16 protein-coding genes are annotated in these 13385 nt (G+C 73.0%); 7 read left to right on the top strand and 9 right to left on the bottom strand.

Features of this window, described 5'->3' with window-relative positions; translation table 11 throughout:
- The first annotated feature begins 83 nt into the window (after nucleotides 1-83).
- Nucleotides 84-485, top strand: coding sequence for an MmpS family transport accessory protein (locus IE305_RS17405; RefSeq protein ID WP_229891110.1), 402 nt, complete (start codon nucleotides 84-86; stop codon nucleotides 483-485).
- 35 nt (nucleotides 486-520) lie between these two features.
- Here the strand turns inward: IE305_RS17405 and IE305_RS17400 are convergent, their stop codons facing one another.
- A complete protein-coding gene (locus IE305_RS17400; RefSeq protein WP_190130524.1) occupies nucleotides 521-1027 on the bottom strand; it encodes a cupin domain-containing protein in 507 nt (168 codons plus the stop codon).
- A gap of 284 nt (nucleotides 1028-1311) precedes the next feature.
- Here IE305_RS17400 and IE305_RS17395 point away from each other — a divergent pair, with 284 nt between their 5' ends.
- From IE305_RS17395 to IE305_RS17385, 3 genes are all read left to right on the top strand, one after another.
- Complete coding sequence (locus tag IE305_RS17395; RefSeq protein WP_190130523.1) at nucleotides 1312-1596, top strand: hypothetical protein; 285 nt, start codon at nucleotides 1312-1314, stop codon at nucleotides 1594-1596.
- 71 nt (nucleotides 1597-1667) lie between these two features.
- On the top strand, nucleotides 1668-2045 hold the full coding sequence (locus IE305_RS17390; RefSeq protein WP_190130522.1) for a hypothetical protein: 378 nt from the start codon (nucleotides 1668-1670) through the stop codon (nucleotides 2043-2045).
- 46 nt (nucleotides 2046-2091) lie between these two features.
- Nucleotides 2092-2997, top strand: a complete 906-nt coding sequence (locus IE305_RS17385; protein ID WP_190130521.1) for a Vgb family protein — start codon at nucleotides 2092-2094, stop codon at nucleotides 2995-2997.
- On the opposite strand, the gene IE305_RS17380 is transcribed toward IE305_RS17385, so the two are convergent.
- Nucleotides 2994-3920 (bottom strand): LysR family transcriptional regulator, encoded by a 927-nt coding sequence (locus IE305_RS17380; protein ID WP_190130520.1) that lies wholly within the window; start codon nucleotides 3918-3920, stop codon nucleotides 2994-2996. The two genes, IE305_RS17385 and IE305_RS17380, sit on opposite strands and share 4 nt — an antisense overlap.
- 71 nt (nucleotides 3921-3991) lie before the next feature.
- Here IE305_RS17380 and IE305_RS17375 point away from each other — a divergent pair, with 71 nt between their 5' ends.
- Both IE305_RS17375 and IE305_RS17370 read left to right on the top strand, forming a co-directional pair.
- Nucleotides 3992-4636 (top strand): maleylpyruvate isomerase family mycothiol-dependent enzyme, encoded by a 645-nt coding sequence (locus IE305_RS17375; RefSeq protein ID WP_190130519.1) that lies wholly within the window; start codon nucleotides 3992-3994, stop codon nucleotides 4634-4636.
- Between the two features lie 5 nt (nucleotides 4637-4641).
- Entirely contained in the window at nucleotides 4642-5139 is a 498-nt protein-coding gene (locus IE305_RS17370; protein WP_229891108.1) for an anthrone oxygenase family protein, read from the top strand.
- Nucleotides 5140-5153: 14 nt separating this feature from the next.
- Here the strand turns inward: IE305_RS17370 and kilB are convergent, their stop codons facing one another.
- From kilB to IE305_RS17345, 5 genes are all read right to left on the bottom strand, one after another.
- Nucleotides 5154-5600 carry a plasmid transfer protein KilB gene (kilB, locus tag IE305_RS17365; RefSeq protein ID WP_190130517.1) on the bottom strand — a complete coding sequence of 149 codons (447 nt, stop codon included), beginning with the start codon at nucleotides 5598-5600 and terminating at the stop codon, nucleotides 5154-5156.
- Nucleotides 5601-5630: 30 nt separating this feature from the next.
- On the bottom strand, nucleotides 5631-6497 hold the full coding sequence (locus IE305_RS17360; RefSeq protein WP_190130516.1) for a carbohydrate ABC transporter permease: 867 nt from the start codon (nucleotides 6495-6497) through the stop codon (nucleotides 5631-5633).
- On the bottom strand, nucleotides 6494-7855 hold the full coding sequence (locus IE305_RS17355) for an extracellular solute-binding protein (protein WP_190130515.1): 1362 nt from the start codon (nucleotides 7853-7855) through the stop codon (nucleotides 6494-6496). Before IE305_RS17355 ends, IE305_RS17360 begins: the two co-directional genes overlap by 4 nt.
- Nucleotides 7856-7936: 81 nt before the next feature.
- On the bottom strand, nucleotides 7937-8668 hold the full coding sequence (locus IE305_RS17350; RefSeq protein WP_190130514.1) for a response regulator: 732 nt from the start codon (nucleotides 8666-8668) through the stop codon (nucleotides 7937-7939).
- Nucleotides 8665-10335, bottom strand: coding sequence for a sensor histidine kinase (locus tag IE305_RS17345; RefSeq protein WP_190130513.1), 1671 nt, complete (start codon nucleotides 10333-10335; stop codon nucleotides 8665-8667). The genes IE305_RS17350 and IE305_RS17345 overlap by 4 nt, the downstream gene beginning before the upstream one ends.
- Before the next feature lie 141 nt (nucleotides 10336-10476).
- Here IE305_RS17345 and IE305_RS17340 point away from each other — a divergent pair, with 141 nt between their 5' ends.
- Nucleotides 10477-11808, top strand: a complete 1332-nt coding sequence (locus tag IE305_RS17340; RefSeq protein ID WP_190130701.1) for a cation:dicarboxylate symporter family transporter — start codon at nucleotides 10477-10479, stop codon at nucleotides 11806-11808.
- Nucleotides 11809-11842: 34 nt separating this feature from the next.
- Here the strand turns inward: IE305_RS17340 and IE305_RS17335 are convergent, their stop codons facing one another.
- Both IE305_RS17335 and IE305_RS17330 read right to left on the bottom strand, forming a co-directional pair.
- On the bottom strand, nucleotides 11843-13072 hold the full coding sequence (locus tag IE305_RS17335; RefSeq protein ID WP_190130512.1) for a beta-ketoacyl-[acyl-carrier-protein] synthase family protein: 1230 nt from the start codon (nucleotides 13070-13072) through the stop codon (nucleotides 11843-11845).
- The gene (locus IE305_RS17330; protein ID WP_190130511.1) at nucleotides 13072-13341 is read right to left on the bottom strand and encodes an acyl carrier protein; all 270 of its coding nucleotides are present in this window, start codon (nucleotides 13339-13341) and stop codon (nucleotides 13072-13074) included. Before IE305_RS17330 ends, IE305_RS17335 begins: the two co-directional genes overlap by 1 nt.
- Nucleotides 13342-13385: the final 44 nt, after the last annotated feature.

The following is a 13385-nucleotide window of genomic DNA, read 5'->3' as shown; positions in this document are numbered from 1 at the left end:
AGGGGGCCGTTTTGCTCTTGCTTTACGGTGAGCGGTAAGGTCTAGACCATATGTTGACCTTGGAACCGAAGGAAAAACTCACCGTGAAGCCCCCTGTCCGCATCCGTACCACGCTCTGCGCATTCGCTCTCGCCCTCGGCGGTGGGCTGGCGCTCACCGGGTGCGGTGAGGACGGTGTGTCGAAGAAGTCGTACGAGGTGACGTACGAGGTGTCCGGCAAGGACGTGGCCTCGATCGTGTTCAACGAGGGCAAGGGCTCGATCTCCGACCCCGACATGAGCACCGAGGACCGCCCGAAGGTGCCGTGGACGCGGACCGTGACGCTGAAGGGGCTGGGTGCCCCGACGCTGACGGTGACGTCGGGTTCGGCGGACGGCGACGCCACCTGCAAGATCTCGTACAAGGGCAAGGTGCTTCAGGAGAAGACCGCGAAGGGCGCCGGCGAGCTGGCGCAGTGCTCGGTGGTCTCGCCGATGGCCGACTAGCGCACTCGGGGGCCCTGCCGGCCGACAGCTGCGCGTCACACGCCGAGCGCAGCGTTCCAGACCGGGCTGTCCACGTAGTGGTTGTCGAAACGCTCCGAGGACTCCCTGATCTCGGCAGGATCGGCCTCGCCGCGCATGACCCGCCCCAGTAGCCGCAGGTAGTCGAAACGTGCCATGCCGGGCGTGAAGGCGAACAGGACGTCGGCCGTGCAGCCCGGGGCGGCGGCGAAGGCGTGCGGGGTGCGGGGCGGGACGAGGAGGAAGTCCCCTCTGTTCAGGACCTTGATCTCCTCGTCCACCAGTACGCGGAGCGAGCCGTCGATGACGAAGAACATTTCGGCGGCGCGGGTGTGGAAGTGCGCCGGCGCCCCGGCGGCTCCCTCGGCGAAGGTCGAGCGGTAGCTGGTGAGCAGACCACCGGTGGTGCCGGAGTCCGCCAGCAGGGTCATCACGCTGCTCGGGTCGCTCGCGGTCTCCGCCTCGGCGGCCCGGGTGAGGACGGCTGCGGAGTCGGTGCCGGTGTTGGTGCTGAGGCTGGTCATGGTGGCGTTCCCCCTGATCGTGCGGCGCGTTCACGTCGCTTGTCGATCAGCCTAGGGGCCGGTTGCCCCAAGAATATGGTCCACTTCTGCCACGGAAACGTGGGTCACTTCCCACTCGGCGCCCCCGGATATCCGCCGCCTCACGGCGGCGACCGGCGCGCCGCTTCCGCGCTCCGGCGCGGTGGCGCGCCGCGGGGGGCCGGGTGCGCCACTGCCTTGGCGCCCGGGCGCCGCCCTAGCGTGGAGCCCGGCAGCGGCCGGAGCGAACGCAGGGGGACGGGGACATGGCGGTCATGGTGCACCACCGCGGGGCGGGGTGGACGTACGAGCTGTACAAGGAGACGTTCGACCGGGCGATACCGGACACGGCCAAGCCGCCGGCGGGGCTGGTCGCGCACGTCGCGGGGGCCTGGCAGGAGGGAGACGGCTGGCAGGTGTTCGAGGTGTGGGAGTCGGAGGACGCGTTCCGGGCGTTCATTCACGAGGTGGTCGTGCCGATCGCGGCGACGCTCCAGGCGCCGCCGTTCGAGTCGAGCATCACGGAAGTGGCGAACCACCTGGTGCCGTAGGCGGTGCGCAGCGCACGGGGTGGTCGGACCCCGTGCGCTTCCGTCATGGCCGGGTTGTCCATAATTGCCGGATGGATTCCTCCGGCGTCAGCGTTCTCACCTTCGGTCCGTGCCCCTACGTCGACGGGGCGGTGCGGCCGCTCGTCGACGGGCGGGACGTGTGCGACGAGATCTGGCCGGACGGTGTCACACAGCACTGGGACTGGCAGCAGCACGAGGGCCGCCACCTGCTGACCGCCACAGCGGCTGCCCACACGATCGCGCTCGTCGCCCCGGAATGCGACACCGCGTGCTGCGGCGCGGTCTGGGTGACGGTGCGGAGGGAAGGCCGGTACGTCGTCTGGACGGACTGGGAGAACACGGGGGTCATCGGCGGGGCCGTGCCGGCCGAAGTCCGGTTCGACGCCGAGCAGTACGACGCGGAAGTCGCGCGGTTGGAGTGGTCCTGAGCCCCGTACGCTTGTGCGCGTCCGTGACGAGGCCGCAGGAGGCGTGTTGAACCAGGTCGTCATCGAAGAGTGCCGGGTCGACGACGGCGACGGCGGGCCGTATGCGGTCACTGCCGGGCCGGACGGGGCGTTGTGGTTCACGCTCGTCCACGGCGGCCGTATCGGACGCCTGGTGCCGGGCGACGATATGACGAGCCATCAGCTCAACGATCCCGGCTGCGCGCCGACGATCATCTGTACCGGGCCCGACGACGCGCTCTGGTTCACCGAGTACAAGGGCAACCGCATCGGGCGGATCACGGTCGGCGGGGCTGTTCAGGAGTTCGCGCTTCCCACGGCCGGCTCCGGCCCGTTCGGCATCGCGCCGGGGCCGGACGGGGCGCTGTGGTTCACCGAGAGCGCGGCGGACCGGATCGGCCGCATCACGCCCGAGGGGCAGGTCACCGAGTTCGCCCTCCCGGCCGGCGGGGCGGCGTTCCCCTCCGCGATCACCGCCGGGGACGACGGCGCGATGTGGTTCACGCTGAACCAGGGCCACGCGATCGGCCGAATCGGCCCCGACGGCAGCGTGACTCTCCACCCGCTGCCCACCAAGGACGCGGCGCCGGTGGGCATCACGCGGGGCGGGGACGGTGCGCTGTGGTTCGTGGAGATCGGCGCCGGCCAGATCGGCCGTATCACGGTCGACGGCAGGATCACCGAGTTCCCACTGCCCGACCGCGGGGCCAGGCCGCACGCCATCACCACGGACTCGCACGGCGTCCCCTGGTTCACCGAGTGGGGCAGCAACCGCGTCGGCCGCATCACCGCCGACGGTGCCGTCACGGCGTACGACCTGCCGACGCCGGGCAGCGAGCCGCACGGCATCGCCCTCGGGCCGGACAACGCGCTGTGGGTCGCGCTGGAGAACGGCGCGCTGGCGCGCGTGGCGGAGAAAGGCGGCAGCGCCTAGCTCGCGGGGCTCGTCGGCAGGGCCTTGCGGAGGCGGTCGAGGAGTGCTCGGGCTGCCGGGCTCACGGGGCCGGTGGCGCGCCAGGCCAGGGCGATGCGGGCGCGGATCGCGGGACGGGCGATGGTCAGGGTCCGCAGGTGGCTTTCGCCGCCCGGAGGCGGGCCGCCCTCCTCGCCCGCCGGAAGTACCGCGACGCCCAGGCCGCGGGCGGCGAGCTGGGCGAGCACCCGCGGTGCTGCCGCCTCGAAGGTGACGCGGGGCCGGAAACCCGCCTTCGCGCAGGCGCGTTCGAGTGCGGCGCGTACCCCGGTGCCGCGCGGCAGGCAGATCAGAGGGCGGTCGCGCAGTTCGGCGAGTGGGACACTCGTACGGTCGGCGGGGACGAGGAGCGGGTCCCCGGGTGCGGCGACGACGGCCAGGGGAACGTCGATGACGGTGTGGAGGGACAGGCCGGGCGGGGGCACCTCGTCGGTGGGGCCGAGAAGGGCGACGTCGAGTTCGCCGGCGAGGAGTGCGGCCTGCATCCGCTCCGAGGTGTCCTCGGTGAGGGCGACTTCCAGGGCGGGGTGGGCGTCGTGGAAGTCGGCGAGGAGCGCGGCGATGTCGAACGCGTGGCCCGTGGCTCCGGAGACGAGGCCGAGGGAGACGCGGCCGCGCAGCAGACCGGTGTACGCGTCGGCCGTCTGCCGTACCGCGTCGGCGGCGGCCAGCGCGGCCCGGGCGTACGGCAGGACGGCCCGGCCCGTCTCGGTCAGGGTCACCGTCCGGTGGGAGCGGTCGAGCACCGGCTGCCCCAGCTCCTTTTCCAGCTGCCGGATCTGGGCGCTCAGGCCCGGCTGGGCGAGGTGCAGGCGGGCGGCCGCGCGCGTGAAACCGCCCTCGTCGACGACGGTGACGAAGTAGCGCAGCTGGCGGAGTTCCATAAGCCGCAATGCTAGAGGGCAGCACAACTGTCTATTGGAAATATGGATCGGCCGCCCGCACGCTTGATCACATGCACAACACGACCGACATCACGGTCATCAAGGCCGCCATCGCGGCGGAACGCCGGGAACTCGCCGACCTCTTCGACGGCCTGCCTGCCGATGCGTGGAACGCGCCCAGCCTGTGCGCGGGCTGGCGGGTCCGCGAAGTCGTCGCCCACATGTCGATGGGATTCCGGCTCTCCCTCCCCGCCACCCTGGGCGAACTGGCCAAGGCCCGCGGGAGTCTGCATCGCATGACCGACCGCGTCGCCCGCAGGGACGCGGCCGCCCACCCCGCCGACGTGCTCAGCGCCTTTCTGCGGGACAACGCCCACCACCCCTGGACGCCGCCGGTCGGCGGATACGTCGGGGCCCTCGGCCATGACGTGGTGCACGGGCTGGACGTCACCGTCGCCCTCGGGCTCGAACGGCGTGTTCCCGAGGACCGGTTGCGCGTCCTGCTCGACGACATCAAGCCCCGAGGCCTGAAGTTCTTCGGCGTTGACCTCGGCGGAGTACGGTTGTGCGCCGAGGACATGGACTGGTCCTACGGTTCCGGCGCCCCGGTGTACGGCGCCGCCCAGGACCTGCTCCTGCTCGCATTCGGCCGCAGGCTCCCGTACGGTCGTCTCGACGGCGAGCCGAGCAGCCGCTTCACGGGCGCCGGCCGGTGATGGCCGTGACGACGACCGCGCGCATCCGGCTCCTCCGAGCCCTCTCACTGTTCTCCACCGGGCTGCTGGCGGGCGCCTTCGGCTACGGCGCCGCCAATCTCGTCCCGACGTTCGACGTCGTGCCGGTCGACATGCGACTCGACTTCCACACGGCCCTGATGGCGAAGAACGGCATCACCATGCAGACCGCGATGGCCGTCTCGGCCCTGAGCACCCTCGCCCTGGCCGCCGCGGAACGCGGCCGTGCGCGCCTCCTCGCCGGGGTGGCGGGAGCCCTGGTGGTCGCGTCGTTCCTGATCACGCGGTTCGGGAACGTCCCCATCAACGGCTGCATCAAGCAGTGGGCCGCCACCGCGCCGCCGGCCGGTTATGCGGACGTCCTGCGACGCTGGGAGCTGTTCAACGACGCCCGCACCCTGTCCGCGGCCGTCGCGTTCGGGCTGCTGGTCCTTCTCGCCCTCCCGACGGCTGCCGGCCGCTCCCCGCAGGAGTCATCGGCCTAGCCGCGCAGCCGGCATCAGCGCAGCAACCGCGCCGCCCGCGCCACGAACGCCTCGATGGCCAGGCCCGCGTCCGCGTGGCGCGCGTCCCGGTCGTCCTGGTCGTGGGCCGTGGAGACGTCGCGCGTGCTCGCGTAGGCGTGCTCGGCCGCCGCGACGACGGCCGGTTCGTCGGTCAGCAGCTTCACGCGGTACAGCGCCTGCCGCGCCGCCGTACGCAAGCGGTGGGCCTCGTCCCGCGCCGCGAGGAACGCGTCCCCCTCCGGGTCCTCCTGGAGGCGGTACCAGCGCTCGGCCTGCCCGCGCCGGTACTCCTCCACCGCCGCCGCGAACGCGCTGTACGTCGTCGTGCGCTCCTGCCGCAGCGCCTCCGAGCGCGTGGCCCTGCGCTGGAAGAAGTGGGTCGTCAGGGAACCCAGCAGGGTGCCCAGCACCGCCACCGTGCTCGTCCAAAAGGCTTCCATGGCCTCAGCCGACCACAGCCGGCCGCCCTCTCACACCTCCTCCCGCAACAACCGCACGTACGCCGTCGCGAACACCGCGCCCACCAGCAACAGCAGCAGCGCCACCGCCGTGCCGTAGCCGATCAGGGCCTTCAGGAACGCCTGGTCGTACATGAACACCGGCAGCGTCTGGCTGCGGTTGCCCGGGCCGCCGCGGGTCATCGCCCAGATCAGGCCGAAGACCGACAGTGTCTGGAGCGTGTTCAGCATCAGGTTCGTGCCGATGGAGCGGCGGATGAGGGGGAGCGTGATGTGCCACAGGCGGCGCAGGCCGCGGGCGCCGTCGACCTCTGCCGCCTCGTCGATCTCCTGGGGGATGCCTGCCAGCGCCGCCGAGTAGACGAGCATCGAGAAGGCCGTGCCCCGCCATACGTTGGCGAAGGAGACGGCGAGGATGGGGAGGGTGAACAGCCAGTTCTGTTGCGGGAGGTGGAGCCACGCCAGGACCGCGTTCAGCGTGCCCTGCCGGTGGAAGAACGTGTACATCAGGAAGCCCGCCACGATCTCCGGCAGCACCCACGCCGCCACGACCAGCGTGCCCGTGACCGTACGGACCGGGCGTGACGCGCGGCGCATCAGGCCGGCCAGTGCCAGGCCCAGCGTGTTCTGGCCCACGAGCGCCGACAGGACGGTGAAGACGAGCGTCAGCAGCACCGCGTTGCGGAACGCCGGGTCGGCCACCGCGCGGCGGAAGTTGGCGAGGCCCGTGAACGACGCCGTGGCCTGGCCCGTGAGCTGGGTGTCCGTGAAGGCGAGGTAGACGCAGTAGCCGACGGGGCCGGCGAGGAAGAGCAGCGCGAGCGCGGTGGCCGGGGCCAGGGGGAGCCAGCGCAGCGGACGAGGACGGGAAGCGGTCATCGGCGCGTCACCCCTGACGCGCCGGCGATCGAGGCGAGCCGTTCGTCGTAGCGCCGCGCGGCCGTCGCCGGGTCCGCGTCACCCGTCGTGACCGACTCCGTGGCCTCCTGGATGGCGTGCGACACCTGCGCATAGGCCGGCAGCGCGGGGCGGTACGCGCTGACCTGCACCAGCTCCGTGAAGAAGTCGGTGCCGGGCAGCGCCGTGCGGTACGCCGGGTCCGCCGCCACGTCGTCGCGGACGGCGATCTGCCCGTCGGCCACGGCCCACGCGGTGGCGTTCGCGGGCGTCTGCATCGTCTCGATCAGCTGCCACGCCAGGCCCGGCTTGCCCGACTTGGCGCTGATGGACCACGTCCAGCCGCCGCACAGGCTGACGCGGCCGGGCGCGTGCCCGTCCTGCGTGGGGAAGGCGGCGCGGCCCATCACCTGAGGCCAGCGCGGCCACGGCCGGGAGCCGTTCGGCTGCCAGAACTTGCCGAGCCACGAGCCGTCCAGGGCGATCGCGAGCCGCCCCTCGGGCAGCCATTCGCCCACCACCCGGTCGGTGACCTTGGGGTCGAGGGCGTCGGACGGTTCGGGGCCGAGCTTCTCGGCGTACACGGTCCGGACGAACGCCAGCGCGTCGCGGAAGCCCCGGCTCCCGGTCACCCACTTCTTCTCCGCGGGCGCGTAGAGCGGATCGGCCCCCGTGCCGTACAGCAGCATTTCGAAGCCCTGCATGGACGTGGCCTCGCCGGCGCCCTTGCCGCTGTAGACGTTGAGCGGGATGACGCCGGGCACCGCGCGCTTGACCGCGCGGGCGGCGTCGAGCACGTCGTCCCAGGTGCGGGGGTGCCAGTCGGCGGGCAGCCCGGCACGCGCCAGGATCTCCTTGTTGAACCACAGGCCCCGCGTGTCCGTGCCGTCCGGCACGCCGTACGTCCGGCCGTCCGTGCCCCGTGCCGCCGCTTTCGCCGTGGCGGCGAAGCGGTTCCAGTCCTTCCAGCCGGCGAGCTCGTCGTCGAGGGGTCTGAGGTAGCCGCTGGTGATGTCGGAGTTGATGAGGAAGGTGTCCTCGTGGACGACGTCGGGCGCGGTCCGCGGTGACCGCATCATCTGCTGGACCTTGGCGTAGTAGTCGTCCAGCGACGCCTGGATGGGGATCAGCCGCAGCTTCCTGCCCGGGTGCTCCCGCTCGAACTGCTTCTTGATGCCCGCCAGCCAGCCGTCCATGATCTGCACCTTGTTGTCGGTGCTGCGCTGGTAGGCGACCTTCAGCGTGTCCGGGTCGGTGCCGGAGCCGCAGCCGGTGAGACCACCGGAGAGAACGGCGACGACGGTGAGGACGACGAGCGGTACGAGGCGGGTGGGGCGCACGGGCTGACCTCCTGCACCATCGCGGGGCGGAACTGCGAGGAGCCGTACCTTCCGTACCTTCCCAGGGCAGGAGCCCCGCACTCAGGGCGTGGCCCACCGGTAGTGCAGCTCGGGCCGGCCCACCTGGCCGTAGCGGGGCGCGCGGGTGGCGCGGCCCGTGTCCACCAGGTGTTCCAGGTAACGGCGGGCGGTGATGCGGGAGATGCCAACGGCCGTCGCGGCGGCACCGGCGGACAGGCCCTCCGCCCCGGCGGTGCGCAGGGCCTGCGTGATGGCGTGGAGGGTGTCGGCCGCCAGGCCCTTGGGCAGGGCCACGGGCTGGGGCGTGCGCAGGACGGCGAGGGCGCGGTCGACCTCCTCCTGTCCGCTGGCCTCCCCGGCGGCGGCGCGGAACTCCGCGTACCGCGCCAGCCGGTCCCGCAGCGTGGCGAACGTGAAGGGCTTCAGCACGTACTGCACCACGCCCAGCGAGACGCCCTCGCGCACCACGGCCAGGTCGCGGGCCGAGGTGACGGCGACGACGTCGGCGGTGTGGCCGGCCGAGCGCAGGGAGCGGACGAGCTGGAGGCCGTGCCCGTCGGGCAGGTAGAGGTCGAGCAGCAGCAGGTCGACGGGGGTGCGCTTGAGGATCTGGGTGGCGTCGCCGCGCGAGTGGGCGACGCCCACCACGATGAAGCCGGGCATGCGGCTCACGTAGAGGGCGTGCGCGTCGGCCGCGACGGGGTCGTCCTCGACGACGAGCACGCGGATCGGGGCCGGCGGGGGCGCCGGAACGTCTCTCCGGGTGGCGGGGGCGGGCGGGCTCTCGGTCATGCCGGCACCTCCGTGGGGTTGGTGGTCAGCGGCAGGACGACCGTGAACTCGGCGCCGCCGTCCGGGGACGCGCCGACGGTGACCGTGCCGCCGTGGCGGCGGGCGGTCTGGCGGACGAGGGCCAGGCCCAGGCCACGGCCGTGCGGCGCGCCCGCCGGCGCCTTCGTGGACCAGCCCCGGCGGAACACCTCCGCGGCGGCGTCGGGCGGGACGCCCGGCCCGCTGTCGCCGACGCGCAGCAGCAGCTCCTCGCCGTCGGTGCGCGCTGTCACGGTGACGCGCCCCGGCCGCCGCGTACCGGGAGCGGTCTCGCCCGTGGCCGCCTCCACCGCGTTGTCGATGAGGTTGCCGAGCACGGTGACCAGGTCGCGGGCGGGCAGGCCGGGCGGCAGCAGGCCGTCGTCCACGCGCGAGTCGTCGGTGAGGGCCAGCTCCACGCCGTGTTCGTTGGCCTGGGCGGCCTTGCCGAGAAGCAGCGCGGCGAGGACGGGTTCGGCGACGGCGGCCACGACGCGGTCGGTGAGGGCCTGGGCGAGTTCGAGCTCGGCGGTGGCGAAGTCCACGGCCTCGTCGGCCCGGCCGAGTTCGATGAGGGAGACGACGGTGTGCAGGCGGTTCGCGGCCTCGTGCGCCTGAGAACGCAGGGCCTCGGCGAAGGAGCGGACGGAGTCCAGTTCGCCGGAGAGCGCCTGGATCTCGGTGTGGTCGCGCAGGGTCACCACGGTGCCGCCGTCGCGGTCGGCGCCCGCGCCGCCGCCCCGTACGGGCGAGGTGTTGACGACCACGATCCGTTCGTCGGTGAGGTGGACCTCGTCGACGCGCGGCCCGGCGTCCAGCAGGGCGGCGGTGAGGGCCGGCGGGAGGCCGAGGTCGGTGACGTGCCGGCCGACGAGGCCGCCGCACGGGCCGCGCAGGCCCAGCAGGGCGCGGCCGCCCTCGTTGACGAGGGCCACGCGCCGGCCGGCGTCCAGGAGCAGCAGCCCTTCGCGCACGGCGTGCAGGGTCGCCTCGTGGTAGGCGCGCATGCGGCCGAGCGCGGCGGCGTCCATGCCGTCGGTGTGGCGGCGCAGCCGGGCGCCGAGGAGGTACGCGCCGAGGCCGCCGGCGGTGAGGGCGGCGAGCGCGACGGCGGTCAGCGCGACGAGTTCGTCGCGCAGCCCGGCGCTGATGGTGTCGACGGTGATGCCGGCGCTGACGAGGGCGACGACGGGCCCGCCGGGGCGGGCACGGACGGGGGCGACGGCGCGGACGGAGGGGCCGAGGGTGCCGGTGTACGTCTCGGAGAAGGTGCGCCCGGCGAGGGCGGGCCCGGTGTGGCCGAGGAACGGTTCGCCGATGCGCGCGGGGTCGGGGTGGCTCCAGCGCACCCCGGTGGGGGACATGATCGTCACGAAGTCGACGCCGGTGTCGTGCCGGACCTGCTCGGCGTACGGCTGGAGGACGGCGCTGGGGTCGGGGCCGGCGGCGGCCGAGCGGACGTCGGGGGCGGCGGCGACGGCGGTGGCCGCGGCCGTGACCTGCCGGCGGGCGGCCTCCTCGGCCTGCTGCCGGTCGGACAGGCAGGCGAAGACGGCGCACCCGGCCACCACGACGGCGACCAGCACGATCTGTGTCGCGAAGAGCTGGCCCGCCAGGCTGCGGGGGCGGCGGATGCGGGGTCTGCGCATGGCCGACAGTGTGCCCCTTGGCCGGTTCGTGAACGTAATGCACGCAAGGGTGACCGCCGTCACAGTGCGGTGCATAGTTCCCGGGACGTCCACGACACCGCACCGAGGAACGAGGAGGGGACGACCGTGACCGCATCCACCGTGGCGGCGCCGTCGCCGCCGGGCCGTGAGGGCACCGGCGGCACGGGACGGCGCGACCGTACGCACTTTCTGTACCTGGCCGTGATCGCCGCGGTGGTCGCCGGCGTCGTACTGGGCCTCGCCGCGCCCGGTGTCGCCGTCGAGTTCAAGCCACTCGGCACGGGCTTCGTCAACCTCATCAAGATGATGATCTCGCCGGTGGTCTTCTGCACCATCGTGCTGGGCATCGGCTCGGTGCGGAAGGCGGCGAAGGTCGGCGCGGTCGGCGGGCTGGCGCTGGGCTACTTCCTGCTGATGTCCACGGTGGCGCTGGCCATCGGTCTGCTCGTCGGCAACATCCTGGAGCCGGGCAGCGGCCTGCACCTGACGGAGGCGGCGCGGCACGCGGGCGAGGCCCAGGCCAAGGGCGGTACGGGCGGCTCGACGGCCGACTTCCTGCTCGGCATGATCCCCACGACGATGGTGTCGGCGTTCACCGGCGGCCAGGTGCTCCAGACGCTGCTGGTCGCGCTGCTGGCGGGGTTCGCGCTCCAGGCGATGGGCCCGGCCGGCGAGCCGGTGCTGCGCGGCATCGGGCACCTCCAGAAGCTGGTGTTCCGCATCCTTGCGATGGTGATGTGGGCGGCGCCGGTGGGTGCCTTCGGCGCGATGGCGGCAGTGGTCGGGGCGACGGGCGTGGACGCGCTGAAGTCCCTGGCCGTCATCATGATCGGCTTCTATGTGACCTGTGTGCTGTTCGTGGTCGTGGTGCTGGGCACGCTGCTGCGGCTGGTGGCGAAGGTGAACATCTTCGCGCTGCTGAAGTACCTGGGCCGGGAGTTCCTGCTGATCCTGTCGACGTCGTCGTCGGAGTCGGCGCTGCCGCGCCTCATCGCCAAGATGGAGCACCTGGGCGTCAGCAAGCCGGTCGTCGGCATCACGGTGCCCACGGGCTACTCGTTCAACCTGGACGGCACGGCCATCTACCTGACGATGGCGTCGCTGTTCGTGGCGGAGGCCATGGGGCAGCCGCTGTCCGTGGGGCAGCAGGTGTCGCTGCTGCTGTTCATGATGGTGGCGTCGAAGGGCGCGGCGGGCGTGACGGGCGCGGGCCTGGCCACGCTCGCGGGCGGCCTCCAGTCGCACCGCCCCGAGCTGGTGGACGGGGTCGGCCTGATCGTGGGCATCGACCGGTTCATGAGCGAGGCGCGGGCCCTGACCAACTTCGCGGGGAACGCGGTGGCCACGGTGCTCGTCGGCACGTGGACGAAGGAGACCGACCCCGAGCGGATGCGCGAGGTCCTGGCGGGCCGCCTGCCCTTCGACGAGGCGACCCTGTCCGCGGACCACTGACAGCCGTTCCGCTGTCGTCCTCACGCCCCGCCCCTCACGCCGCCCCGAACACCACGGCCGAGTTGTGGCCGCCGAAGCCGAAGTTCTGCTTGACGGCCACACGGACCGGGGCGGGGCGGCCCACGAGCGGGGTGCAGTCCAGGTCGCAGTCGGGGTCCGGGTGGTGCAGGTTGGCGGTGGGCGGCACGTACTTCTCGCGCAGGGCGAGCAGCACGCCCACGCTCTCCAGGACCCCGCACGCCCCGCAGGCGTGACCGATCACCGACTTGGGCGCGGTGACCGCCAGGCGCCGCGCGTGCGCGCCGAACGCGCGCTTGATCGCGGCCGTCTCGGCCCGGTCGTTCAGCGGCGTGGCCGTGCCGTGTGCGCTGATCAGGTCCACGGCGGCCGGTTCCAGACGGGCGTCGGCCAGGGCCAGCCCGATCGTCCGGGCCGCCACCGCGCCGTCCGGCCGGGGCGCCAGCGGGTGATGGGCGTCGCAGCCCGAGGCGGCGCCGAGCACCTCCCCGTACACGGTGGCGCCGCGGCGCAGCGCCGACCGCTCCGACTCCAGGACGAGCACGGCGGCGCCCTCCGCCGGCACCATGCCGTCGCGGTCCCGGTCGAACGGCCGGGACGCGCTCGCCGCCTCCTCCGCGGGCCGCTGCGACAACACGTCCAGCAGGCAGAACGACGCCAGGGCCGGCACGTCGAGCCAGCTCTCCACGCCCCCGACGAGCACGATGTCGGCGGTGCCGTCCCGGACCGCGCGCAGGCCCGCCCCGATGGCGTCGGTCGACGACGCGCAGGCGGTCGACAGGGTCTGGACCGGGCCGGTGATGCCCAGTTCGCGGGCGACGAGCCCGGCGGCCTGGTCGGGCAGCAGCCGCAGCAGGCCCAGCCGGTTCATCCGTGTCCACCCGCTCTCCCGCAGGGTGGTCACGAGCCGCGCGGTCTCGTCGAGACCACCGCCGCCGGTGCCGACGTACAGGGCACCGGGGGCCGTACGCAGCCGCGCGTCCTCCCGCGCCTTCATCGCCGCCGCGAACAGCAGCTGCTGGAACCGCGAGGTGCGGCGGACCTGCGCGGCGGGCAGGTGCTCCCGCGGGTCGAACCCGCGGACGACACCGCCCACCCGGCACGGCAGCGGCTCGTCCAGCTCCAGCGCCGAGACCGCGGGCCGCCCCGCGGCCAGGGCGTCCCACAGCTCGTCCGGCGTGCCGCCCGCGCAGGACTCGACCCCCATGCCGGTCACCAGCACGCGGCGGCGGGGAGGCGCGGGCATCAGCGCGTCCCCGACAGGGCGTCGACCACGTCCCCGACCGTGTGCAGGTCGGCGATCCGTATGCCGGTCTCCGCCAGCTCGACCCCGAACTCGCGCTCCAGCACGGCGATCAGCTCCAGGGCCTCCATGGAGTCGAGCCCCAGGACGGGCCGGCCGGGCTCGGCGGCGTAGAAGAGCGCCGATTCACGGGTGATGTCCGTACGGGAATCACCGAGGTCGGGGCGGATTCCGGTGATGGCGCGGGTCACGACGTTCAGGACGTCGGTCATGGAATGATTTCCTTTCATCGGGAACTGATGGAATGCATACGGCT

This window comes from Streptomyces mashuensis (assembly GCF_014654785.1).
Taxonomy (GTDB): Bacteria; Actinomycetota; Actinomycetes; order Streptomycetales; family Streptomycetaceae; genus Streptomyces; species Streptomyces mashuensis.
The sequence above is the reverse complement of the archived record's forward strand: the minus strand, read 5'-3'. Positions and strand labels throughout refer to the sequence as shown.